The sequence below is a fragment of the Streptomyces alboflavus genome, from assembly GCF_000716675.1.
GTDB lineage: Bacteria > Actinomycetota > Actinomycetes > Streptomycetales > Streptomycetaceae > Streptomyces > Streptomyces alboflavus.
In genome coordinates this window covers 44,250-67,310 of the sequence record NZ_JNXT01000015.1, presented here as the reverse complement: position 1 = coordinate 67,310, position 23,061 = coordinate 44,250, and the positions used below count along the sequence as shown (strand labels likewise).

Annotated in this window: 21 protein-coding genes; 9 read left to right on the top strand and 12 right to left on the bottom strand. The window is 73.1% G+C overall.

Going from position 1 to position 23,061, the window contains the following annotated elements:
• The first annotated feature begins 113 nt into the window (after positions 1-113).
• The 3 genes from OO63_RS13485 to OO63_RS13475 all read left to right on the top strand — a co-directional run bounded on the left by OO63_RS13485 (position 114) and on the right by OO63_RS13475 (position 2,459).
• Positions 114-689: an RNA polymerase sigma factor gene (locus OO63_RS13485; RefSeq protein ID WP_030357427.1), complete on the top strand. Its 576-nt coding sequence runs from the start codon at positions 114-116 to the stop codon at positions 687-689.
• Entirely contained in the window at positions 686-1,438 is a 753-nt protein-coding gene (locus OO63_RS13480; protein WP_030357428.1) for a hypothetical protein, read from the top strand. The genes OO63_RS13485 and OO63_RS13480 overlap by 4 nt, the downstream gene beginning before the upstream one ends.
• Positions 1,439-1,625: 187 nt before the next feature.
• Complete coding sequence (locus OO63_RS13475) at positions 1,626-2,459, top strand: pentapeptide repeat-containing protein (RefSeq protein ID WP_030357429.1); 834 nt, start codon at positions 1,626-1,628, stop codon at positions 2,457-2,459.
• A 29-nt stretch (positions 2,460-2,488) separates the two neighbouring features.
• Here OO63_RS13475 and OO63_RS13470 read toward each other — a convergent pair whose 3' ends face one another.
• Positions 2,489-3,835, bottom strand: coding sequence for a serine hydrolase domain-containing protein (locus OO63_RS13470; RefSeq protein WP_234311091.1), 1,347 nt, complete (start codon positions 3,833-3,835; stop codon positions 2,489-2,491).
• 352 nt (positions 3,836-4,187) lie between these two features.
• Between OO63_RS13470 and OO63_RS13465 the strand changes: the two genes are divergently transcribed.
• Positions 4,188-6,176 (top strand): N-acetylmuramoyl-L-alanine amidase, encoded by a 1,989-nt coding sequence (locus tag OO63_RS13465; protein ID WP_030357431.1) that lies wholly within the window; start codon positions 4,188-4,190, stop codon positions 6,174-6,176.
• Between the two features lie 92 nt (positions 6,177-6,268).
• Here the strand turns inward: OO63_RS13465 and OO63_RS13460 are convergent, their stop codons facing one another.
• From OO63_RS13460 to OO63_RS13450, 3 genes are all read right to left on the bottom strand, one after another.
• The gene (locus OO63_RS13460) at positions 6,269-8,662 is read right to left on the bottom strand and encodes a glycoside hydrolase family 95 protein (protein WP_051810829.1); all 2,394 of its coding nucleotides are present in this window, start codon (positions 8,660-8,662) and stop codon (positions 6,269-6,271) included.
• Between the two features lie 117 nt (positions 8,663-8,779).
• Positions 8,780-9,280: a hypothetical protein gene (locus OO63_RS13455; RefSeq protein WP_030357433.1), complete on the bottom strand. Its 501-nt coding sequence runs from the start codon at positions 9,278-9,280 to the stop codon at positions 8,780-8,782.
• A gap of 92 nt (positions 9,281-9,372) precedes the next feature.
• Positions 9,373-10,047, bottom strand: coding sequence for an ABATE domain-containing protein (locus OO63_RS13450; RefSeq protein ID WP_078619113.1), 675 nt, complete (start codon positions 10,045-10,047; stop codon positions 9,373-9,375).
• A 7-nt stretch (positions 10,048-10,054) separates the two neighbouring features.
• Here OO63_RS13450 and OO63_RS13445 point away from each other — a divergent pair, with 7 nt between their 5' ends.
• A complete protein-coding gene (locus OO63_RS13445) occupies positions 10,055-10,822 on the top strand; it encodes a leucine-rich repeat domain-containing protein (RefSeq protein ID WP_199819469.1) in 768 nt (255 codons plus the stop codon).
• Between the two features lie 11 nt (positions 10,823-10,833).
• Here OO63_RS13445 and OO63_RS13440 read toward each other — a convergent pair whose 3' ends face one another.
• Complete coding sequence (locus tag OO63_RS13440) at positions 10,834-12,231, bottom strand: lysine N(6)-hydroxylase/L-ornithine N(5)-oxygenase family protein (RefSeq protein WP_078619112.1); 1,398 nt, start codon at positions 12,229-12,231, stop codon at positions 10,834-10,836.
• Between the two features lie 67 nt (positions 12,232-12,298).
• On the opposite strand from OO63_RS13440, the gene OO63_RS13435 reads away from it, so the two are divergent.
• Together OO63_RS13435 and OO63_RS13430 are read left to right on the top strand one after the other, a co-directional pair.
• On the top strand, positions 12,299-13,249 hold the full coding sequence (locus OO63_RS13435; protein WP_030357437.1) for a methionyl-tRNA formyltransferase: 951 nt from the start codon (positions 12,299-12,301) through the stop codon (positions 13,247-13,249).
• Between the two features lie 138 nt (positions 13,250-13,387).
• Positions 13,388-13,597 (top strand): MbtH family protein, encoded by a 210-nt coding sequence (locus OO63_RS13430; RefSeq protein ID WP_030357438.1) that lies wholly within the window; start codon positions 13,388-13,390, stop codon positions 13,595-13,597.
• A gap of 97 nt (positions 13,598-13,694) precedes the next feature.
• On the opposite strand, the gene OO63_RS13425 is transcribed toward OO63_RS13430, so the two are convergent.
• Positions 13,695-14,324, bottom strand: coding sequence for a hypothetical protein (locus OO63_RS13425; RefSeq protein WP_063750402.1), 630 nt, complete (start codon positions 14,322-14,324; stop codon positions 13,695-13,697).
• Between the two features lie 118 nt (positions 14,325-14,442).
• On the opposite strand from OO63_RS13425, the gene OO63_RS13420 reads away from it, so the two are divergent.
• Positions 14,443-16,029: an amidohydrolase gene (locus OO63_RS13420; RefSeq protein WP_030357440.1), complete on the top strand. Its 1,587-nt coding sequence runs from the start codon at positions 14,443-14,445 to the stop codon at positions 16,027-16,029.
• A gap of 89 nt (positions 16,030-16,118) precedes the next feature.
• Here OO63_RS13420 and OO63_RS13415 read toward each other — a convergent pair whose 3' ends face one another.
• From OO63_RS13415 to OO63_RS13395, 5 genes are all read right to left on the bottom strand, one after another.
• On the bottom strand, positions 16,119-16,364 hold the full coding sequence (locus OO63_RS13415) for a DUF397 domain-containing protein (RefSeq protein WP_030357441.1): 246 nt from the start codon (positions 16,362-16,364) through the stop codon (positions 16,119-16,121).
• A gap of 117 nt (positions 16,365-16,481) precedes the next feature.
• On the bottom strand, positions 16,482-17,648 hold the full coding sequence (locus OO63_RS13410) for a thiolase domain-containing protein (RefSeq protein ID WP_030357442.1): 1,167 nt from the start codon (positions 17,646-17,648) through the stop codon (positions 16,482-16,484).
• 23 nt (positions 17,649-17,671) lie between these two features.
• Positions 17,672-18,739, bottom strand: a complete 1,068-nt coding sequence (locus tag OO63_RS13405) for a thiolase domain-containing protein (protein ID WP_030357443.1) — start codon at positions 18,737-18,739, stop codon at positions 17,672-17,674.
• The gene (locus OO63_RS13400) at positions 18,740-19,699 is read right to left on the bottom strand and encodes a Zn-ribbon domain-containing OB-fold protein (RefSeq protein WP_030357444.1); all 960 of its coding nucleotides are present in this window, start codon (positions 19,697-19,699) and stop codon (positions 18,740-18,742) included.
• 17 nt (positions 19,700-19,716) lie between these two features.
• A complete protein-coding gene (locus tag OO63_RS13395; protein WP_030357445.1) occupies positions 19,717-20,517 on the bottom strand; it encodes a crotonase/enoyl-CoA hydratase family protein in 801 nt (266 codons plus the stop codon).
• A gap of 166 nt (positions 20,518-20,683) precedes the next feature.
• Between OO63_RS13395 and OO63_RS13390 the strand changes: the two genes are divergently transcribed.
• The gene (locus tag OO63_RS13390; protein WP_030357446.1) at positions 20,684-22,297 is read left to right on the top strand and encodes an acyl-CoA synthetase; all 1,614 of its coding nucleotides are present in this window, start codon (positions 20,684-20,686) and stop codon (positions 22,295-22,297) included.
• A gap of 45 nt (positions 22,298-22,342) precedes the next feature.
• Here OO63_RS13390 and OO63_RS13385 read toward each other — a convergent pair whose 3' ends face one another.
• Positions 22,343-22,951, bottom strand: coding sequence for a chorismate mutase (locus OO63_RS13385; protein ID WP_030357447.1), 609 nt, complete (start codon positions 22,949-22,951; stop codon positions 22,343-22,345).
• Between the last annotated feature and the right edge of the window lie 110 nt (positions 22,952-23,061).

Sequence of the window (23,061 nt, the reverse complement as noted above, 5' to 3'; positions counted from 1 at the left end):
GTCGCCTTTTCGCTGCCGCCGTCGGCTCTATAGACATGAGCGAAGCCGCACAAGACGCTCGGAACGGTACTGTCCGCGAGCTCGGGCGGACCCGGACGAGGGGTGGGCACCCAGTGATACGCCGTGCCCTTCCGCTCCGGCCCGAACTGAACGCCCTGTTCACCGAGACGTACAAGAAGTATCGGCCCGGAGTGCGCTCCGTGATCTACACGGTGGCCGGACCGGGAGCCGATGTCGACGCCGTCGCCCACGACACGTTCCTGCGCTACCTCCAGATCCTCCGCGAGGACGGACCCGTCGCCGCGCCCTGGCCGCTGCTCCGCAGGATCGCTTCCGGCAAGGCCATCGACGCCGTCCGCGCCGCCCGGCGCAGCCCCTGGTCCCCCGCGGGCGAGCTCCCCGAGGACAACGGGGAGTGGACTTCGGTGAGCAGGACCCTGGGCCCGGACCGGGCCCTGGAGATCGCCGAAGTGCTCCGGGACATCAACTCCCTCACCGAAGAGCTGCGCTGGGCCCTGCTCCTGCGCGAATACCTGGGTCTGTCCCGTACCGAGACCGCAGAGGCCCTCGGGATCGCCCCCGCTTCCGTCTCCGCCTCCGTGCGGCGCGCGAAGAAGAAGCTCCGCCAGCGCGCCGCCGAGACCGAACTGCCAGGACCGCCCCACCGGGTGGAGGGAGGCTCCCAGTGAATCCACACGACCGCGACCGTCGAGCCGACCGGATCGACGAGCTGCACACCGCCCTGGTCCAGCACTACGAGGACCACCCCGGCGACCTGGCACGCGAGCTGCGGGCGCTGCACGCGGCACAGCCGGGCGCGGCGGACCCGCCGGAACCGGACACCGCGCCCGACGCCGTGGTCCTGCTCCACCCCACGGGCCACGCCACGGGCCACCCCACCGGCCACGCCCCGGCTCCGTCCCACACGCGGATCCGGCCCCCACGCCGCGCCTGGCTGGCGAGCCTCGGGATAGCGGCCGCACTGGCCTGTGTCACCGTCGGCTGGCAGGCCCGCGACCTCCGGGCCGCGGCCCCGGAACCGGCCGGGTCCGCCGCACCGCACGGGGTCCTGTCGCAGTCGAACCCTCTCAACGCCCGATGGATCGCCCAACTGGCCTCCGTGGCGCACCAGGAGGGCGAGAAGAGCGCCCGCCGGACGCTCGCGGAGATACGGAGGTCCGTCCCGTACGCCCAACTGCTCGACAGCGGCGACTTCGCCTCGCTGCGCCCCGGCTACTGGGTCGTCTACGAACCCGGCCCCTACCCGGACGGCACCCGGGCGCTGAGGTTCTGCGAGTCCGTCGGCCGCACCGCGCCCGACGACTGCGTCGGCCGCTATCTGTCCCACGACCGGCGCGACCGGAGCCTGGTGTGCCTGCCGCGGTGGCCCGCCGAGCCGGTCGGCGGCTGCACCAGGGAATCCGCGTCCGGGCGATAGCCGCCCCCGCCGCTCCTCCCACGGCGCCCCGCGTGCCCGGGAGGAGCTCGGCCGGGGGACAATCGACCCATAGCCCCACCGCACACCCGAGCCCCCAGGGCACGCAGAGCCCCAGAGCACCAGAGCACCAGGAGCCACCACCTTGTCCGACTCGTCAGCCTCATCAGGGTTGTCAGGTTCGCCCGGCTTGTCCGAGCGCACCGCGCACGCCGACCAGCCCGAGCTGAGGGCCGACTGCGGCAGCTGCTTCGGGCTGTGCTGTGTGGCGCTGCCGTTCTCGCGTTCGTCGGACTTCCCGGTGGACAAGGCGGCGGGTACGCCGTGCGGCAACCTCCAGGACGACTTCCGCTGCGGGATCCACGAGCGGCTGCGCGACAAGGGCTACCAGGGCTGTACGGTCTTCGACTGCTTCGGCGCCGGCCAGAAGGTCTCGCAGGTGACGTTCAAGGGCGTCGGCTGGCGCGAGGCGCCGGACACGGCCCGCACGATGTACGAGGTCTTCCCCGTCGTGCGGCACCTCCAGGAGCTCCTGAAGTACACCGCGCAGGCCCTGGACCTGGCCGCGGCCCGCCCCGTGCACCGGGACCTGCGCCGGGCGTACTCCCGGATCGACGCGCTCACCCGGGACACTCCCGAGACGCTGCTCGGCGTGAACGTGGACGCGCTCCGCGGTGAGGTGAACCCGCTGCTGCTGCGGGCGAGCGAGCTGGCCAGGTCGGCCGTGCCGGGGCGCAAGAAGGACCACCGGGGCGCCAACCTCATGGGCAAGCGCTTGCGCGGCGCGAACCTGCGGGGCGCCAGCCTGCGCGGCGCCCTGCTCGTCGCCGCCGACCTGACGGACGCAGACCTGCGGGGCGCCGACCTCATCGGCGCGGACATGCGGGACACGAACCTGTGCGGGGCCGACCTGACGGGCGCCCTGTTCCTGACCCAGCCGCAGCTGAACGCCGCGCGCGGCGACGCGCGGACGAAGGTGTCGAGCCCGCTGGAGCGGCCTGGGCACTGGACCCCGGCAGGCTGACCTCGCCCCCCCGGGGCCGCCCCCGACGCTCAGCCCGCGGGCGACGCGGACGGCACCGGCTTGTCGAGCATGGCGCACATCGAGGCGACCTGGAGCTCCTGGGACACCTCGTTGATCTCCGGGAAGGCGTCCGGGTGCTCGGCGAAGGCCTCCGTCGAGACGAGGACGGTCGCCGTGCGCCTGCCCGTGGGGTCGGTGAAGTTGGTGCTGAGGTAGCCGGGGATGCCGCCCTCGTGGGACCACACCGTGCCGCAGGGGCTCGGGAACCTCTGGATGCCGAGACCGCCGCCGGGCCCCTCCGGCCGGTCCGGGAAGACCGGCACGGTGGTGCGCATCTGGGCCAGCTGGGCGGCGGGCAGCAGCTCGCCCGACATCAGCGCGCGGTAGAACCGGCCCCAGTCGCGGGCGGTCGACACCATCGCACCGGCCGCGCCGCCCCACGACGGTGAGTTGTCGGAGACGTCCACGTGGCCCTCGCGCGCCGCCCCGGCGTACTCCCGGTACGCGGGCGGCACGCCCGGCGGCATGTGCGCGGCGTCGGGTTCGTAGCCGCGGGCGTGCCGGCCCCGCCAGGCGGAGTCCGTGGCGTAGTAGGTGTGCCTGAGGCCGAGCGGCCGGGCGATCCGCTCCCGGACCAGGTCGGCGAGGCTCTTGCCCGTGACTCGTTCGAGCAGGGCGCCGACCGCGACGTAGTTGGTGTTGCTGTACGCCCATCTGGCGCCCGGGGGGAAGGGCCGGTCGCGCTTCACGCCGACGGCGAGCAGTTGCTCCGACGTCCAGGGCCGCCGGTCCTTGCCGAGGATCGACGGCAGGAGCTCGGGGGCTTCTGTGTAGTCGCCGATGCCGCTGGTGTGGTTGAGGAGCATGCGCAGGGTGATCTCGTCGCCGTGGGGCACCCGGCCGGGCAGCCACTTCTCCACGGGGTCGGTCAGGGCGAGCCTGCCCTCGGCGACCAGTTGCAGGACGAGGGTGGCCATCACGGTCTTGGTGTTGGACCCCATCCGGAACTCGTCCCCGCCCCGCAGCCGGTGGTCGGCCCGGGCCCAGGGCGCCTGCTCGACGACCTCGACCGGCCGGCCGCGCCCGTCGTCCACCCGCACGATCACGCCGGGCGCCCCGGCGGCCACCAACCTCTCAGCCATTTCCTCCAGTTGGGCGCGCTGCTGCGGCAGGGCTCCGTCCGTGCGCATGAGCGCCTGGCCCGGCAGGGCTCCGTCCGTGCGTACGAGCGCCTGGCCCGGCTGGGCGAGCGCGACGACGAGGCCGGTCGCGGCCAGGAACGACGACGCCGCGAGCAGCCGGGCGCGGCGACGGCGGTGGGCGGGTCGGGTGCGGGACGGTTCGTGCCCGCTGACGGAGTGGGCTCTCATCGGCATGCCGATCACTTTCACGCACCCACGGCCCCGGGTCACTGGGGCACACCCGACCCTTGAAGCTGGGGCCTGCCCCCCCTTTCGGGTCAACCACCGGCAACGCTGGGCACGTTCCGCCCGGCCGGGAGCCCAGCGGGGCCGTGCGACCTTTGGTCCACTCCACTGACGCGCCGCAGGCGATGGCACCGCCCGTGGCGAAAACCGCTGGTGAAAACACGCCAGACCGGCGCTGACATGGGAAATCCCTTCTCCTGGGCATGATTGACGGATCGTCGGCGAGCCGGTACCACTGACGCACGCCCGGCCCCGCACGCCCCGTCACGCCGCTTCGGCCCGGAAGTCCCAGGAGGCTGCCTTGCGAGGATCCGTCACCGCATCCGTCCCGCCCACGCGCAGACGTGCCGCAAGGGCGGCGGGCGCGCTCGCGTCGGCCGCCCTGCTGGTGCCCCTGCTCGGCGCGGCGCCGTCGTCGTCCGCGTCCCGGCCCGCCCCGGACGCCGGGCACGGGAGCCTGCAGAGCGCCTTCGCGGCGGCGGCCGCCGAGTACGACGTACCGCAGAGCGTGCTGCTCGGCGTCTCCTACCTCCAGTCCCGCTGGGACGCGCACGGCGGCGCCCCGAGCGTCACCGGCGGCTACGGCCCGATGCACCTCACCGACGCCCGCACCGCGCTCGCCTCCGCGCCGCACCACGCCGACGGCGCCGAGGACCCGCGCGGTGACTCCTCGCGGGCCACGCTGCGGCCCAAGGCGAAGCCTCCGACGGAGGCCCAGCTTCCGGCGCGCTTCAAGACCCTGAAGCGGGCGGCGAAGCTCAGCGGGCTGTCCGCGGAGCGGCTGCGCGAGGACTCCGCGGCGAACGTCCGGGGCGGCGCGGCCCTGCTCGCCGCCGCGCAGAAGCAGCTCGGCAAGCCGCTCAGCGCCGACCCGGCCGACTGGTACGGCGCCATCGCGCGCTTCTCGGGAGCCGACGACCGGGCGAGCGCGGCCACGTACGCCAACGACGTGTTCGCCGTGATCCGCGACGGGCAGCGGCGCACGACCGACGCGGGCCAGCAGGTCGCTCTCGCCGCCCGGCCCGGACTCGCCCCGGAGGCGGCCCAGTTGCGCGGCATGGGGCTGCGCAAGGCGAAGGCGGCAGCGACGGACTGCCCGAAGACGCTCGCGTGCGAGTGGATCCCGGCGCCGTACGAGGAGTTCGGCGACGGCGACTACGGCAACCACGACAAGGCCGACCGCCCCAAGAGCCAGGGCATCAAGTACATCGTCGTGCACGACACCGAGGGCACCTGGGAGGGCGTCCTCAAGATGGTGCAGGACCCGACGTACGTGTCCTGGCACTACACCCTGCGCTCCTCCGACGGCCATGTCGCCCAGCACGTGCGGACCAAGGACGTCGCCTGGCACGCGGGCAACTGGTTCGTCAACGCCAAGTCCGTCGGCCTGGAGCACGAGGGCTTCCTGACCGCCCCCGACACCTGGTACACGGAGGCGATGTACCGCTCGTCGGCGCGCCTGGTGAAGTACCTCGCCAAGCGGTACGGCATCCCGCTGGACCGCCAGCACATCCTCGGCCACGACACGGTGCCGGGCACGACGGCCGCGACGATCCGCGGCATGCACACCGACCCCGGCCCGTACTGGGACTGGCAGCACTACTTCAAGCTGCTCGGCAAGCCGCTGCACCGCACGGCGGGCCCCCAGGGCGGCCTGGTCACGGTCGCGCCCGAGTTCAGCAAGAACCAGCCGGAGTTCACGGGCTGCGCGAAGCCGGGCGAGAAGTGCGTGCCGCACGGCTCCAGCGCGGTGCGCGTGTACACGGAGCCGCGCGAGGACGCGCCGCTCATCAAGGACATCGGGCTGCGCCCGGGCGGTGAGCCGTCGACGATCGACGTCAACGACATGGGCTCGCGCCTGTCCACGGGCCAGCAGTACGCGGTCGCCGACCGGCAGGGCGACTGGACGGCCGTCTGGTACCTCGGCCAGAAGGCCTGGTTCAAGAACCCGAAGAAGCAGCCGACGGCTGTCGACGCGCGCGGCTGGGTCCTGACGCCGAAGGACGGCGTGAGCGACGTCCCGGTGTACGGCCGCGCCTACCCGGAGAAGGAGGCCTACCCGACAGGGGTGCCGGTGCAGGCCGTGTCGCCGCTGCCGTACAAGCTCCTCGCGGGCCAGAAGTACGCGGTCGGCGACAAGCTGCCCGGCGAGTACTTCTACTCACCGACGTTCGACCTCGCCCCGCACCGCGTGGTGCGCGGCAAGGACATGTACTACGAGGTCCAGTTCGGCCACCGGGTGGCGTTCGTGCGCGCCGCCGACGTGAAGGTGGTGCCGTCCAGATCGTGACGCCGTCAGGCACGACGGCGTGACCGTGTGAACTCGTCGGGCCCGGACCTGCGTGGGGGCAGGCTCCGGGCCCGACGTCGTACGCGGACCGGCTAGGTCCTGTCCGAGGGGAAGGCGTAGCGGCGGCCCGCCACCGCCTTGAAGGAGTGCTCGCCGCCCGGCACCAGCGGGCAGCGCACGGTCAGTTCGCGGGTGCGCGACGCGTGCACGACGAGGCGGGTGGCGCGGCCGTCGGCCCAGGTGATGTCGACGCTGGCGCCGCCGCGTGCCCGCAGGCCGCGCGCCGAGCCGGACGGCCAGCTCGCGGGCAGGGCGGGCAGCACGTCGATGACGTCGTGCTGGCTCTGCAGGAGCATCTCGACGATCCCGGACGTGGCGCCGAAGTTGCCGTCGATCTGGAACGGCGGGTGGGTGTCCCAGAGGTTGGGCAGCGTGGAGGTCTTGAGCTGTTCGGCGAGCATCTTGTGGGCGTGGTCGCCGTCGCGCAGGCGCGCCCAGAAGTTGATCTTCCAGGCCTTGGACCAGCCGGTGCCGCCGTCGCCGCGCGCCTTGAGGGAGACCTCGGCGGCCTTCGCCCACTTGCTGCCGGGTCTGATCTGTCGACCAGGGTGCAGGGCGAAGAGGTGCGAGACGTGCCGGTGGTCGTCGCCGGGGTCGTCGAGGTCGTCCTTCCACTCCTGGAGCTGCCCCCAGGAGCCGACGCGCAGGCCTGGGTCAAGCCGGTCCAGACTCTGTTCGAGGCGGGTGCGGAAGGCGGGGTCGTCGCCGAGGACGCGGGCGGCCTCCAGGGTGTTGGTGAGCAGGTCGTGCACGATCTGCTGGGACATCGCGGCGCCCACGGTGAAGTCGCCGTGCTCCGGCGAGTAGCTGGGCGTGACGACGAGGGTGCCGTCGCGCGGGTCGGTGCGCAGCTGGTCGAGCCAGAACGCGGCGGCCTCCTTCATCACCGGGTAGGCGGTGTCCCGCAGATAGCGCGTGGACCCGCCGAAGCGGTAGTGCTCGTAGAGCTGCGCGGTCAGCCAGGCGGCGGCCTCGGGGAACCAGAACGCGGTCGCCCAGTCGTGGACGCCGGTGAAGCCGTAGGGGTTGGTCTCGTTGTGCACCACCCAGCCGGGCGCCCCGAACACCTCCCGCGCGGTACGCCGCCCGGGCTCGCGCAGGGCCTCGACGAAGCGGTCGTAGGGGGCGGTGGTCTCGGCCAGGTTGGCGGCCTCGGCGGGCCAGTAGTTCATCTGGAGGTTGATGTTGACGTGGTAGTCGGCCGACCACGGCGGGGCGGTGCTGTGGTTCCAGCCGCCCTGGAGGTTGGCGGGCAGCGAGCCGGGGCGCGAGGAGGCGATGAGGAGGTAGCGCCCGTACTGGAAGAACAGCGCTTCGAGGGCCCGGTCGGCGGCGGGTGCCTTGCCGTAGTCCTTCAGGAGCTGGTCGGTGGGGACGTCCGGTGGCGTGCTCTGGCCCAGGTCGAGGGCGACGCGGTCGAACAGGGCCCGGTGGTCGCGCACATGGCGGGCGCGCAGCTCCGCGTGGCCGCGGGCGAGTGCGGTGTCGACGGCGCGGGTGACGGTCCGGTGCGGGTCGTCGCCGCGGTAGCGCGGGTAGGTGTCGGCGTAGTCGGTGGCGGCCGCGAGCACGAACCACACCTGGTCGGCGCCGGTGACCGTGAGGCTGCCGTCGGCGCCCGCGGTGAGCGTCCCGCCCCGGTGGGCGACGCGGACCTGGGTCTCGAACTTCAGGCCGTTGTCAGCGAGTTGACCCCGTACGGTGATGCGGTCGCCGTCGGCTGTGGCGGTGACGTCGTCGCGCGGCGAGGTGGTGCGCAGGGTGCAGGTGAGGGCTCCGGGGCGGTCCGCGCCGAGCCGCCCGACGAGCACGGCGTCGGGGTGGGAGGCGAAGAACTCCCGGGTATGGCGGGTGCCTTGGTGGGTGTACGCGACGCTCGCGACGGCTTCGCGCAGGTCGAGGGCGCGGCGGTAGGAGGTGTCGGGGGCGTCCGGTGCGCCCGCGATGTCGATGCGCAGGTCGCCCAGGGTCTGGTGGGCGCCGTAGCCGCGCCGGGGCTGGCCGAGGGCGGCGGCGACGGCGTCCGGGGCGAGGCGGCCGCGGTCGTCGAGGTCCCCCCGGACGGCGGCGAGGGCGTCGGGGCGGGGTGCGCGCCAGTTGCCGTGGTCGTAGCCGCCGTCGGCGCCGGGGCCGCCGGTCCACAGCGTCTTCTCGTTCAGCTGCAGCCGCTCACTGGCGAGGGATCCGAAGACCATGGCGCACAGCGCCCCGCCGCCGACGGGCAGCGCCTCGCGTTCCCAGTCGGCAGCCGGGGCCCGGTACCAGAGCCTCAGGTCATCGGATGACTGGAGGGAATCGCCGGTGGCGGCGGCACCCTCGGATGCCGGTCCGCTGAGAGCCAGGACGGCTCCTGCCCCTACGGCCGACTGAAGTGTGGTGCGTCTGGTGATGCCTTGCCGGATGGAATCCAGGAACTGTGGCCTCATGGGCCGCCACGCTAAAAGTCCGATGACTCGCCTGACAAGGCGCATGACAAACCCACTCCTTGGACGGAGTGGGCGGACACTTGGACTTCGGGGGTGCGGGTGGGCCTCGGGGGGCTGTCAGCCCTGCTGGAACAGCTCCGCGGGCAGCGGCTTGAGGAGCGCGTACAGGTCGTCGGTGATCGGGCGGTCCCAGGCCGCGATGGTCACCAGGACGTTGTCGCTGCGGTCGAACTGCACGCAGGAGACGCGGCTTTCGGACAGCCGCAGACGGCGCACGATCAGGAGGTTGTCGCCCTGCATCACCGGCACGTCCTCGCTGGCGACGACGGTGACCTCCTCCTCGTTCTCCAGCGCGAGCAGCAGCTGGGCCACCTCGAAGGGCACCTCGCCGTCGGCGAGCTCGCGGGCCGGGGAGCCCTCCGGCAGATTGCCGATCACCATCGCGGGACCGCGGCCGCCGAACAGGTCGTAGCGCAGGAAGACACCCTGGCAGCTGCCGTCGGGGGCCGGCAGCAGGCCGGCGCCGAGATTGCCGGGCCAGTCACCCGGGTCCATGGCCAGGACGTCGAAGTCCGGGCCCGCGGGAGTGGCGGAGCTGCGGCGGCGGAGGAAGGACATGCCGCCATGGTACGTGTCCGGCGCGCCCGACCCGGCCCGGGGGCAGCGGCGGGAAAGCGCCGGTGGGGATGCGGTTCCCGGCCGGTCGCGGCTCAGCCGCGCCCCCTGCTGCGGTCGTGGTGGCGGGCCACCCGGGCGCGGTTGCCGCACGCGGGCTTGCACCACTCCTGGCGCGGGTGGTCCTTCAGGAAGTACCGCACACAGCGGGGCGCGTGGCAGGCGCGCAGCCGCTCCCGGTCGGGTCCGGCGAGGAAGGTGAGCGCGGCGCGGGCCAGGGCGGCGTTCAGGAGGTCGGTGCGCTCGACGGCCCCGGCCGGGACGACGGGCTCGTCGCGGACGACGGGAGCGGCGCCGCGCGGCCAGCTCAGGACGGGCACGGTGGGCACCCGGGCGGCGGCCTCGTTGAGCCTGGTCAGGGCCTGGCCGAGCGGCAGCAGCCGCCGGGCGTCGGCGGGGCTCGGCTCTCCCGGACGCACGGCGCGGGCGAACAGCGCGCGGACGGCGGCGCGCACCCCCCGCACTGCTTCCAGTGCGCTCTCGTCGGCCCGGAAGCGCCGGGCGGCGAGGGCGCCGGGCAGCGCGGCGGCGTGGGCGCGGACCCAGGCGGTGAGGCCGTCCGGCGTGTCGAGGTCGTCGGCGACGCCGCCGTGTCCGTCGTGGCGGATGGTGGCGGTGAGGTCGAGGGTGAGGAGGGTGGCGGCGGGGGCGGGAGCGGGAGCGGGAGCGGGTGACGCCGGGGATGCCGACGGCTCGGCAGGTGCAGGCATGGGACTAATGGTAGGTTCCCCGACAACCATTAACAGGGGGTGGCTCACGGTGGCGGACGGGACCGTACTGGACTACTGGCGCGCGGGGCTGGACACCGTCCCCGATGCGGTCTGGCACCACCCCCGCGTCGAGTCCCTGCTCCTCGCCGACAACGCGCTCAGGCACCTGCCCGCCCGCGTCGCCGCGCTCACGGCCCTGCGCACCCTGGACCTCGGCCACAACCTGCTGACCGAGGTCCCGCCGGAGCTCGGCACCCTGCCCGCGCTGACCGACTTCCTCTACCTGCACGACAACCGGCTCACCGCCCTGCCCGACGAGCTGGGCGGCCTGAACCGGCTCGCCTACCTGAACGTGGGCGAGAACCGGCTCACGACACTGCCCGACGCGCTCGGCCGCATGGCGTCCCTCGTCGAGCTGCGCGCCCAGCGCAACCGGCTCACCACGCTCCCCGCGACGCTCGGCGGACTGCGCCGACTGCGCGAGCTGTGGCTGCGCGGCAATGAGCTGACCGCGCTCCCCGACGACGTACGCCACCTCGGCGAACTGCGCGAACTGGAGCTGCGCGAGAACGCGTTCGAGACCGTGCCGGACGCCGTGCGCGGGCTGCCGCGCCTGCGCCGCCTCGACCTGCGGGCCAACCGGCTGCGCGAAGTGCCGCACTGGCTGGCCGCGTTGCCGTCCCTGGAGAAGCTCGATCTGCGCTGGAACGACGTGCGAGGCAGCGAGGACACCGTGGCGGCCCTGCGCGCGCGGGGGTGCGTGGTGCTGCGGTAGAGCCGAAGGCCCTAGCCCACCATGCTGCCGCGGCGGCGCTCGATCAGCGAGGCGCGGATCTCGCCCGCCCTGACCGCCGTGTTGGACAGGAGCGTGGAGGTCAGGCCGTGGGTGTGCTCGGTGCCGCCCTGGAGGTAGATGTCGGCGGCGACGTTGGCGTGCGTGGCGACGCGGTGGTCACGGCCGACGACGAGGGCGTCCTCGTCGTCACGGCGGCACAGCTTGCCCAGCTCGCCCATGCGCTCGTCGATGCCGCGCGGCTGGTAGCCCGTAGCGCACACCAGGAGGTCGGCGTCCAGGACGTCGTGTTCGGCGGTGGGCAGGAACTCGATGCCCACGCGCAGGCCGTCGTCATGGGTCTCGATGTCACGGATGCGGGAGATGTTGAGCATCCGCATGCGCTGGCGGCCCTGCACCTTCTCCTGGTACATGGTGCGCGAGAGCGACTCGATGAGGTCCATGTCGACCACCGAGTAGTTCGTGCCGCGGTGGTAGTCGAAGAGGGACTGCTTCACCTCCGGCGGCGCGTTGTAGAAGATGTCCACCGCCTCCGGGTCGAAGATCCGGTTGGCGAACGGGCTGTCGTCGGCGGGCGTGTAGCCGTACTTCGCGAACACCGAGCAGATCTCGGCGTCGGGGAAGTGCCGGTGCAGGTAGTCCACGCTCTCGGCGGCGCTCTGGCCCGCGCCGAGGACGACGGCGCGGCGCACCTGGGTGCCCGACTCCAGGAGCGCGCCGACCCGCGGGATCAACTCGCTGTTGTGGAAGACCCGTTCGGAGCGGGTCGCGCTCGGCGGCAGGTGTGGCTCCATGCCGGTGGCGACGCAGAGGCTGCGGGCCCGGCGCACGATCTTCTGCCCCGGGTCGCCGGGGTCGCGGCTGACCACGTCGAAGGCGACGACCTCGCCGTTCTCGGTCACCGGCTTCACCGCGACGACCTCGCAGGAGTACTCCACGAGCCCCGCGACGCGGCCCGCGGCCCACTCCAGGTAGTCGTGGAACTCGATGCGCAGCGGGAAGAGCGTCTTCTGGTTGAGGAAGTCCACGAGCCGGTCGCGCTCCTGCAGGTAGCACAGGAAGCTGTAGCTGCTCTTCGGGTCGCGCATCGTGACGAGGTCCTTGAGGAAGGACACCTGCATCGTCGCGTCGTCGATGAGCATGCCCCGGTGCCAACCGAACCGCGGCTGCTTCTCCAGGAACCCGGCGCGTATCCGGTCGCCCTCGGCGGCCTGCGCGTTGTGCTCCTCGACCGCGATCGCGAGGGCGAGGTTGGACGGCCCGAAGCCGATCCCCAGGACGTCGTACGTCACTTCCGGTCCCCCGTGTGCCGACCCCGTGCCGCCGCCTGCCGGCTCCGTGCCGCCGTACGTCGAATCCTGTTCGCTGTGCAAGGTGTTCACCCGCGTCATCGCCTCCCTAAGCAGGCACATGTTAGATAAGGTTAGCCTTACCTTGCAATGTCTGAGGAGGATTCACATGCGGGTCGTCATGTTCGGCTATCAGACGTGGGGCCACCGCACGCTGCAGGCCCTGCTCGACTCCGAGCACGACGTACCCCTCGTCGTCACGCACCCCAGAAGCGACCACGCGTACGAGAAGATCTGGGACGACTCGGTCGCCGATCTCGCCGCGAAGCACGACGTGCCCGTACTCCTCCGCAACCGCCCAGGAGACCCCGAACTCCTCGAAACTCTCAAGTCGGTCGAACCGGACCTCATCGTCGCCAACAACTGGCGCACCTGGCTGCCCCCGGAGATCTTCGACCTTCCCCGGCATGGCACGCTGAACGTACACGACTCGCTCCTGCCGACCTACGCCGGCTTCTCGCCGCTGATCTGGGCCCTCATCAACGGCGAGCCCGAGGTCGGCGTCACCGCCCACCGCATGGACGCCGACCTGGACATGGGCGACGTCCTGCTCCAGCGCGCGGTGGCCGTCGGCCCGCGGGACACGGCCGCGGACCTGTTCCGTGCGACCGTCGCCCTGATCGCGCCGATCGTGCGCGAGTCGCTCGACCTGATCGCCTCGGGCGCGGCGGTGTGGACGCCACAGGACCGGTCGCGGGCCAGCTTCTTCCACAAACGCGCCCTGGAGGACAGCCGCATCGACTGGACCTGGCCGGCCGAGGACCTGGACCGCCTCGTGCGCGCCCAGTGCGACCCGTACCCGAACGCCTTCACGCACCACCGCGGCAAGCCGCTGCGGATCGTGGAGGCGACGGTGTCCGAAGGCCGGTACGGCGGCACGCCCGGGCGGATCTTCATCCGCGAGGGCGACGCCGTCGTCATCGTCGCCGGCGCCGACGCGCGCACGGGCCGCCGCCACGGCCTCGCGATCAGGCGGGTGCGGACGGAGGACGGGACGGAGTACGCGGCGACGGACTACTTCCGCACGATGGGCGGGTACCTGACGGCCCGTCCGACCTGACGCGACCCGTCCCGCCGGGCTCCCCCGCCCCTCCGCTTGCCCCCTCCCCCAGGGCGACCTCCTGATTAGGCAACCCTTACCTTAGTATGGCGTCGGATCTCCGGACCCACCGACACCGACCCTCAGGAGTGACCACAGATGAGCAACCCCTTCGACGACGCCGACGGCCGGTTCTCCGTGCTCGTCAACGACGAGGGCCAGCACAGCCTGTGGCCCGAGTTCGCCGAGGTGCCGGCCGGCTGGACCGTGACCCACGGCCCGGCCGACCGGCAGTCCTGCCTGGACCACGTCGAGGCCAACTGGACCGACCTGCGCCCCAGGAGCCTGCGGGAGGCCACGACCGGCTGACGCACGGCGGCCCGCGCCGTCAGGACGCGGGCCGCCACCAGGAGCCCCAGGCACCACAGGAGCCCCGGGCGCCCCGCCCGGCAGCACCTCGCGCACCTCACGAGTCCCCCGCACCCCGCGCATGCGCCAGCGGCCCGTCGTCGACCCGCACCAGGCGGTACCCCCGCCCGCCCACGGGCCCCCCGCGCCGCTCCGCCCTGCGGGCCCGCGCCCGGGCGCGACGGGCGGCGGCGAGGAGCGCCGCGACCTCCGGGCTGCGTCGGCGCAGCCGCAGGAAGGACCGCTCCGACCAGCCACCGAGCACGGCGGCCGAGGGCTGGGCCACCCCGTCGCGCACGGCCCGCAGGACGACCCGCAGGGCCGCGGCGCCCGGTCCGGCCGAGGTTGCCACCGGGCGCCCCCGCTCGCGCTCGGCCGCCGCCATCAGGGCCGCCGCCGCCATCGCCTCCGCGAACGAGGGGTCCTTGGCCTGCCAGTTGAGCAGCAGCCGCTCCGTCACCCCGGCCGCCGCGGCGCAGCCCGCCGGTCCGAGGCCGAGCGCCGCCGCACGCAGAGCGTCGGCCCTGCGCACCGCGGTCTCCTCGCGCAGACTCGGGTCCACCCGCAGGGCCTGCAATAAGGAACGATCGATATCTTCTTGCGCGTCGAGGCCCGCGACCACACCATCGGCCCAGGCCTCAAGGCGGTTGACCGCGGCTGTCCGCCGCTCCGCCCGTCCGTCTTCCACCAACTCACCACCAAAGCAACTTAGGCTAGCCTCACCTAACAATAGAACAATAGCCCGTCGGAATCCCGTACGGACGAAGACCGGACCCGACACTCCGCTGCCTCGAAGGGATCTGTTCGTGCTCTGCACCAGGATCACCAACGCCCGCGTCGTCACGATGGACCCGGACCGTCCCACCGCCCGCCAACTCGGCATCTGGCGGGGGCGGATCGTGGGGCTCGACTCCGATGTGGCGGACCTCCCGGCCCGCCGCGTCCTCGACCTCGGCGGCGCGACCGTGCTCCCCGGCTTCATCGACAGCCACGTCCACCTCGTCTGGGCGGGCCTGAAGGCCAAGGCGCCGAGCGTGGCGCCGAGCACCCGGGTCGACGACGTCCTCAAGGTGGTGGCCGACGCCGTCGCCGCGGCCCCCGGCGACGGCTGGGTCACCCTGGCCGGCTACGACCAGCGCGAGCTGGACCGGCCCCTGACCGCCAAGGAACTCGACGCGGTGAGCGCCGGGCGCAAGGTGTACCTGGGGCACATCTCGGGGCACGCGTGCCTGGTCAACACGGCGATCCTGGACCTGCTCCCGGCGCACGTCGCGGGCTCCGACGGGTTCCTCGCGGAGGAGGACATGGGCGCCGTGCTGCGGCTGCGCCCGCCGCACGCGCTCGGCGAGCTGGCCGACGCCATCGAGCACGCGGCCCGCCAGTGCCGCTCGGAGGGCGTGACGGCGGTCGCGGAGGCGGGCATCGGCAGCGAGCTGTTCGCGCACAGCCCCATCGAGGCCGCGGCCTACCAACTCGCCCACGAGTCGGGCCGGTTGCCGGTGCGGGTGCAGCTGATGGTGGCCGCGGACGCGCTGCGCCCGGTCGAGGCGGCGCGCGAGGACACCACGACCCGCGCCTTCGGGCTCGGCCTGCGCACGGGCTTCGGAGACGGCGGGCTCTCCCTCGGCGCCCTGAAGGTGTTCACCGACGGCGGCATGATGGCGCGCACGGCCGCGCTCACCGACCCCTATGTGGGCAGCGAGTTCAACGGCCAGCTCCAGATGGCCCCCGACCTGCTCAAGGACACCATCGTGGCGGGCCACCGCGCGGGCTGGCAGCTCGCCGTGCACGCGATCGGGGACCGCGCGGTCGACGTGGCCCTCGACGGCATCGAGGCGGCCCAGCGCTCCCGGCCACGCCCCGACGCCCGCCACCGCGTGGAGCACGCGGGCCTGGTGCGCCCGGACCAGCTGCGCCGGTTCGCCGAGCTCGGCGTCACGGCCGTCGTCCAGCCCAGCTTCCTGCGGTACTTCGGCGACGACTACGCCACGATCATGGGCGCGGAGCGGGCGCCGTGGATGTACCGGGGCCGGGGCTTCCTCGACCACGGGGTGCGCCTGGTGGGCAGTTCGGACCGGCCCGTGGCCGACGGGGCGCCGCTGCGGGCCATCCAGTTCATGGTCGAGCGGGCCTCCGCCTCGGGGCGGGCCATCGGCCCGGCCGAGGCCGTCGACGTGGACGCGGCGCTGCGCGCGTACACGATCGACGCCGCGTACGCCTGCCACTGGGAGGACAGCGCGGGCAGCATCACGCCCGGCAAGCGCGCCGACCTGGTCGTGCTCGGCGAGGACCCGAGGGAGGTGGAGCCGGGGCGGATCGGGGACATCGAGGTGCTCGGCACCTTCGTCGAGGGCGAGGACGACCTGACCGCGCCCGCCGCCGGGACGCCCTGACCCCCTGGCGAACCGCGGTGGCCCCGGCCCCCGCCGTACGGGAGTCCGGGGCCACCGGCCGTCACGGCGCACGCGCGCCGACGCGCGGCCTACGTCAGGTCGAACCGTCCCTCACGGGCGCCGTGCACGAACGCGCCCCACTCGGCGGGCGTGAAGATCAGGGACGGGCTCTCCGGCCGGCCGCCGTTGCGCATCGCGATGAACCCCTCGACGAAGGCGATCTCCACGTCGCCGCGACCCTCGCTGCTCGACCGCCATTCGGCGCTGCTGAGGTCGAGGTCCGGCTTGTCCCAACCCGCGAGCGGATGCTGCTGGGTGATGGTGCTGTCGGCCACGTCCGTGCTCCTCCCGATGCGTCGTCCGCCCGCCAGCCTAGCTTTCACCTCCGGCGCAGCACAGGCCGCGGCACAGGCCATGAAAACGGGCGGAATCACGCCCGCCGGGAGCGCGTGTCACGTCGTGGGCGGCTCCGAGCCGACCAACCACATGGCGAAGAACTGCGATCCCCCTCCATAGGCGTGCCCAAGTGCCCTGCGCGCACCGGGCACTTGGTGCGCACCGGCCTGTCCCCGCACCTGGAGCGCGGCCTCCGCGAAGCGGATCATCCCGGACGCCCCGATGGGGTTGGTGGACAGGACGCCGCCCGACATGTTCACCGGAAGGTCACCGTCCAGTTCCGTCACGCCGGACTCGGTGAGCTTCCAGCCCTCGCCCTCCGCCGCGAACCCCAGGTTCTCCAGCCACATCGGCTCGTACCAGGAGAACGGCACGTACATCTCGACCGCGTCGATCTCCCGGCGCGGGTCGGTGACGCCCGCCTGCCGGTAGACGTCGGCCGCGCAGTCCTTCCCGGCCCGGGGCGACACGAAGTCCTTGCCGGCGAACATGGTGGGCTCGCTGCGCATCGCGCCGCCGTGCATCCAGGCGGGCGGCCGCGGCGCCCGGGCCGCGCCCGCCCGGTCGGTGAGGACCATCGCGCAGGCGCCGTCGGAGGAGGGGCAGGTCTCGGAGTAGCGGACGGGGTCCCAGAGCATCGGCGCCGACTGCACCTTCTCCAGGGTGATGTCGTGCTCGTGCAGGTGGGCGTAGGGGTTCTTGAGGGCGTTGCGCCGGTCCTTGTACGCGACGAGCGAGCCGATCGTGTCAGGGGCGCCGGTGCGCCGCATGTACGCGCGGATGTGCGGCGCGAAGAAGCCGCCCGCGCCCGCGAGCAGCGGCTGCTGGAACGGCACGGGCAGCGAGAGGCCCCACATCGCGTTGGACTCCGACTGTTTCTCGAAGGCCAGGGTGAGGACGGTGCCGTGGACGCGGCCCGCGACGAGGTTCGCGGCGACGAGCGCGGTGGAGCCGCCGACGGAGCCCGCGGTGTGGACGCGCAGCATGGGCTTGCCGACGGCGCCGAGCGCGTCGGCGAGGTACAGCTCGGGCATCATCACGCCCTCGAAGAAGTCGGGCGCCTTGCCGATGACGACGGCGTCGATGTCGGCCCAGGTCAACTCCGCGTCGAGGAGGGCGCGTTGCGCGGCCTCGCGGACCAGGCCCGCGATCGATACGTCCCGGCGCGCGGCGACGTGCTTGGTCTGCCCGATCCCGACGACGGCCACGGGTTCCTTGGCCACCCTCGTGCTCGCTGCCACGCCGCTCATCGCGGGTCTCCTTCCAGGACGGCGACCAGGTTCTGTTGCAGACAGGGGCCCGAGGTGGCGTGGGCGAGGGCGCGCTCGGACGCGCCGCGGTGGATGCGGGCCGCGGCCTCGCCGAGCCGGATGAGACCGGCGGCCATGACCGGGTTGGCGGCGAGGGCGCCGCCCGACGGGTTGACCGTCACCCGCTCGTCCAGGCGCAGCGCCTTGCGCAGGACGACCTCCTGCGAGGTGAACGGCGCATGCAACTCGGCGGTGTCGACGGGCCGTTCGAAGGCGCCGGCCCGCTCGGCGGCGAGCCGCGTGGAGGCCGAGTCCGTGAGGTCGCGCACGCCGAGGCTGTGCGCCTCGATGCGGTGGTCGATGCCGCGGATCCACGCGGGCCGCTCGCACAGCTCCCGGGCCCGCTCCCCCGCGGCGAGCACGACGGCGGCGGCCCCGTCGCCGACCGGCGGGCAGTCGCCGGTGCGCAGGGGGCGCACGACGTAGTCGCCGTGCGGCACCGAACCCCGCAGCTGGGCATGGGGGTTGGTGCGCGCGGCGGTGCGGCTGCGGGCCGCGACCCCGGCCAGGGCGGGCTCGTCCGTGTCGCCCGCGTCGATCAGCGCCCGCGCCTGGAGGGCGGCGAGCGCGACGGAGTCCGGCCACAGCGGCGCCACGTAGTACGGGTCGAGCTGGCGGGTCAGGACGTCGCGCACCGACCCCGGCGACGACTTGCCGTAGGAGTAGACGAGCGCGGTGTCGCACTCGCCGGTCTGGAGCTTCACCCACGCCTCGTACAGCGCCCAGGCACCGTCCATCTCCACGTGCGACTCGGAGATCGGCGGCCAGGCGCCGACGCCGTCGAGGGCCATGGTGAAGGAGAAGGCGCGCCCGGCGAGGTAGTCGGACGAGCCGGAGCAGGTGAAGCCGATGTCGCCGGTCTTCAGGCCGGTGGCGGCGAGGACCTCGTGCAGGACGGGCATGAGCAGCTCGACCTCGGACAGCTCGTCGGTGCTGCGCCGGTGGTCGCTCTGCCCGAAGGCGACGATCGCGACGTCCCGTGCCCCGTGCGCGGCGGGCGCCATCTAGATCAGCTCCTTGTACGTGTCGTAGTCCGCGTCGGGCTCGCCGGTGGGCCGGTAGTGGTCGGGGTAGCGGCTGTCCTTCGAGGAGTCGTCCCACACCGGCTCGACGCGCAGGCCCATCCGGACCTGGTCGTAGGGGATGCCCGCGATCCTGGCGTGCAGGGCGAGGTCGGCGCCGTCGAGGGCGATGTGCGCGTAGACGTAGGGCACTTCGATGTCGAGGTTCTTCGCCTTGATGTTGACGATGCAGAAGGTGGTGACGGTCCCGCGCGGTCCGACCTCCACCTGCTCGGTGGTCGCGACGCCGCAGGTGGGGCAGGCCCCGCGCGGCGGCACGTACACCTTGCGGCAGGACGGGCAGCGCTCACCCACGACCTTGCGTCCGGACAGGGCGTGGATGTACTGGGACTGGGCGCGGCCGGGGCTGTAGGTGTAGTCGAGCCGGGCGTGCGCGACGATCCCGGTGACGGCCTCGCCCGCGAACTCACCCTCGTGCGGCGCGGCTTGAGGTTCCGTCACTTCACCTTCGTACGGCTCGAAGCAGGCGATGTCCGTGATGGCGCCGGTGCGTTCGGCGGCCCAGCGGACGCGGACGCGCAGGCCGGTGCGCACGGAGTCCGGGCCCGGGGCGTCGAGGGCGTGCAGCAGGGCCGTGTCGGCGCCGTCGAGGCGTACGAGGACCCAGGCGAAGGGGGTGTCGAGGGGCTGGCCGCAGCGGGGCTCGTGGTTCCACGCCCAGGTGGTGACGGTGCCGGTGGGGGCGACCTCGACGAGGTCGCGCAGCTCTTCGGCGGTCGCCGGGTCGTACTCGACGGGCGGCACAAGGACCTTGCCGTCGCCGGTGCGCACGCCGAGCACGGTGCGCTCGCGCAGGCCGGTGAGGAAGGCCGACTGGACAGGGCCGAGGGAGCGGGTGAAGGGGAACTCGACGACGAGGGGGGCGCTGAGGACTTCGGTCACGGGGGTGGCTCCTCGGGTCAGGCGCGGCGGTAGACGGGCGGGCGCTTCTCGGCGAAGGCGCGGGCGCCCTCCTTCGCGTCGGCGGTGTCGAACACCGGCCAGCCGCGCTCCAGTTCGGCCGCGAGTCCGTCGGCCTCCGTCATGTCGGCGGTCTCGTACACGGAGGCCTTCACGGCCTCGACGGCCAGCGGCCCGCAGGCGTTGATCCGCTCGGCGACGGCGAGGGCCTTCTCCAGGGCGGTGCCGTCGGGTACGACATGCCCGATCAGGCCGACGCCCGCCGCCTCCGCGGCCGTGTAGGGACGGCCGGTGAGCAGCATCTCCAGGGCGTGGGTGCGCGGGATCTGGCGCTGGAGGCGCACCGTGGAGCCGCCGATGGGGAAGAGGCCCCGCCTGACCTCGAAGAGCCCGAAGGTCGCGGACTCCCCCGCGACGCGGATGTCGGTGCCCTGGAGGATCTCGGTGCCGCCGGCCACACAGGCGCCCTCGACGGCGGCGAGCACGGGTTTGCGGGGCCGGTGCTGGCGCAGCATGGCCTTCCAGTGCAGGTCGGGGTCGGCCTTGAGCCGGTCCCGGTACTCCTCGCCCACCATCTGCCCGCCCGCGAGCGCCTTCAGGTCCATGCCCGCGCAGAACGCGCCGCCCGCGCCGGTGAGCACGACCGAGCGCACGCCGTCGTCCTCGTCGGCGGCCAGCCACCCGTCGTACAGGCCGACCAGCATCGGCAGCGAGAGCGCGTTCCTGGCCTCCGGCCGGTTGAGCGTGAGTATCAGCGTGGCGCCTTCGCGCCGCACCGAGAGATGTTCCGTACCACCCATAGCCGTCCTCCCGTCTTCAGACCTGGAACAGGTTGCAGGAGGGGAGGTGGCAGTTCAAGGGTTTTCTGACAGGTAGTCAGTTTTCTTCTACGCGGGCCCTTCCCACTTGTGCGCGCCTCTGCTCTCATGACCGCCACACGCGATGGCGCCGGGGTCAGGAGGAGCGGTGGAGTACAACCTTGCCGACCTGTTCGAGTCGGTCGTGGACGTGGTGCCGGACCGCGCGGCGCTGCTCTACATCGACCACCCCGGCACGGGCGCGGAGCGCGCCCTCAGCTACGCCGAGCTCGACGCGGCCGCCAACCGCATCGCGCACCATCTGATGGACCACGGCGTCAAACCGGGCGAGCACCTGGGCCTGCACCTCTACAACGGCGTCGAGTACCTCCAGACGGTCCTGGCCTGCCTGAAGGCACGGATCGTGCCGGTGAACGTCAACTACCGGTACGTGGAGGAGGAGTTGGCGTACCTCTACCGGGACGCGGATCTGGCCGCGCTGGTCTTCGACGGGGAGTTCGGCGAACGGGTGGCCGCCGCGCTGCCGCGCGCGGAGAAGCTGCGGCATCTGATCCGGGTCGGCGAGGCGCCGCCCGGCACGCCGGGCCCGGACGCGGTGCCTTTCACGGAGGCGGAGGCGTCCGGGTCGCCCGGGCGCGGGTTCCCCGAGCGCTCGGCGGACGACCTGTTCATCATCTACACCGGGGGCACCACGGGCATGCCCAAGGGCGTCATGTGGCGCCAGGAGGACCTGTTCTTCTCCGGGCTCGGCGGCGGCGCCCCCACCGGCGAGCCGGTGACGAGCCCGCAGGAGGTTGCCGAGCGGGTGGCGGCCGGGGGTGACGGCATCACCTTCTTCCCCACCCCGCCCCTCATGCACGGCACGTCCACGCTCACCGCGTTCATCTGCTTCCACTTCGGCCAACGCCTGGTCATCCACCGCAAGTTCAGCCCCGAGGATGTCCTGCGCACCATCGCGAAGGAGAAGGTCACCAGCGTGTCCCTGGTGGGCGACGCGATGCTGCGGCCCCTCATCGACGCCCTGAACGGACCACTGCGCGGCACCGACCTGTCCGCCCTCTTCAGCGTCTCCTCGTCCGGCGCGATCATGTCGGAGACGGTCCGCGCCCAGTTCGCCGCGCTCGCCCCGAACGTGATGCTCCTCAACAACTTCGGCTCGTCCGAGTCCGGCTTCAACGGCACCGCCACGGACGACTCGGGACCCGAGAAGGGCTTCCGGATCCAGGTCAACTCCCGTACGCAGGTGGTGGATCCGGCGACGTACACCCCGGTGGCCCCCGGCGAGCCGGGACGCATCGCCCAGCGCGGCCACGTGCCGCTCGGCTACTACAACGACGCCCGCAAGACCGCCGAGACCTTCTTCCAGCGCGGCGACGAACGCTGGGTGCTGCTCGGCGACATGGCGACGGTCGACGCGGACGGCATCGTGACCGTGCTCGGCCGCGGCTCCCAGTGCATCAACACCGGCGGCGAGAAGGTCTACCCGGAGGAGGTCGAGCAGGCCCTGAAGTCCCACCCCGACGTCTATGACGCGCTGGTCGCGGGAGTGCCGGACGAACGCTGGGGCAACCGGGTCGCCGCGGTCGTGCAACTCCGTGACGGCGCCGACCAGTTGGACCTCTCCGCGCTCCAGAGCCACTGCCGCACGCACCTCGCCGGGTACAAGATCCCGCGGGCGGTGGTCTTCACCGACCACATCCAGCGCTCGCCGAGCGGGAAGGCGGACTACCGCTGGGCGCGGACGGTGGCGGCCGGGGCGTAGCGGCCGCCGCGGCCGGTCACCCGCACACCCCGTACGCCCGGCCCCTCACCCGCACACCGACCGCGAAGCCCGCACCAGCGCCCCCGCGTGCAGCGCGTCCAGGCGCCGCTCGTGCACCACCACGGCGGTGCTCGCGGCGAGCAGGCCGCGGCAGTACGGTGCGGTGCGGGCGGGCTCCGACGCGGCGACGGCGTGGACCAGTTCGCCGTTGACGCGGTTGATCTCCTCGCGCACCTTCGCCAGGTCGGGCCGCTCGGTCGGGGCCGACGCGGGGTCGGCGTCCCAGCGCCGGTGCAGGGCGCGCTGCACGACCTTGTTGGCCTCGATCTGGTCCCGGAAGATGCGCACGGTCGCCTCGGGGTCCGCGCCGATCTGCTCCGCCTGGCGCGCCACGGCGTCCAGGACCTGCCGCTCACGCGCGGGGTCGTCGATGGGGCTGCCCGTGCCGTACTTGGCCGCGGCGACGAGGTCGGCGGTGGCGAGGCGCCGCGCGGAGAGGTCGGCGAGCGGGCGCAGTTGCGCGTACGGGCTCACGGAGACGGCCCGCGCGTCGGGCGCGGCAGGGGCGGCGACCGCCGTGCCGCCGCCCACGAGCAGCGCCGCGGCGACACCCCCGGCAGCGAGCAGACGTCCGACGGATGAGGCAACGCGCACGAGAAGTCCCCTTGCTGACGGCGGCCGTTGAGCGAGTGCGCGCCGAGGCGGCACCCGCGATGACGCGGCTATCGTAAAGCCGCCCCTCCGGTTCAGCGGGCTGGCCCGCC

Coding starts and splice junctions, on each gene's coding strand:
- OO63_RS13395 (WP_030357445.1), bottom strand. CDS start 20,517: ATGGGTGGTACGGAACATCTCTCGGTGCGGCGCGAAGGCGCCACGCTG.
- OO63_RS13445 (WP_199819469.1), top strand. CDS start 10,055: ATGGTAGGTTCCCCGACAACCATTAACAGGGGGTGGCTCACGGTGGCG.
- OO63_RS13430 (WP_030357438.1), top strand. CDS start 13,388: ATGAGCAACCCCTTCGACGACGCCGACGGCCGGTTCTCCGTGCTCGTC.
- OO63_RS13470 (WP_234311091.1), bottom strand. CDS start 3,835: ATGCCGATGAGAGCCCACTCCGTCAGCGGGCACGAACCGTCCCGCACC.
- OO63_RS13455 (WP_030357433.1), bottom strand. CDS start 9,280: ATGTCCTTCCTCCGCCGCCGCAGCTCCGCCACTCCCGCGGGCCCGGAC.
- OO63_RS13435 (WP_030357437.1), top strand. CDS start 12,299: ATGCGGGTCGTCATGTTCGGCTATCAGACGTGGGGCCACCGCACGCTG.
- OO63_RS13450 (WP_078619113.1), bottom strand. CDS start 10,047: ATGCCTGCACCTGCCGAGCCGTCGGCATCCCCGGCGTCACCCGCTCCC.
- OO63_RS13405 (WP_030357443.1), bottom strand. CDS start 18,739: ATGGCGCCCGCCGCGCACGGGGCACGGGACGTCGCGATCGTCGCCTTC.
- OO63_RS13460 (WP_051810829.1), bottom strand. CDS start 8,662: ATGAGGCCACAGTTCCTGGATTCCATCCGGCAAGGCATCACCAGACGC.
- OO63_RS13440 (WP_078619112.1), bottom strand. CDS start 12,231: ATGACGCGGGTGAACACCTTGCACAGCGAACAGGATTCGACGTACGGC.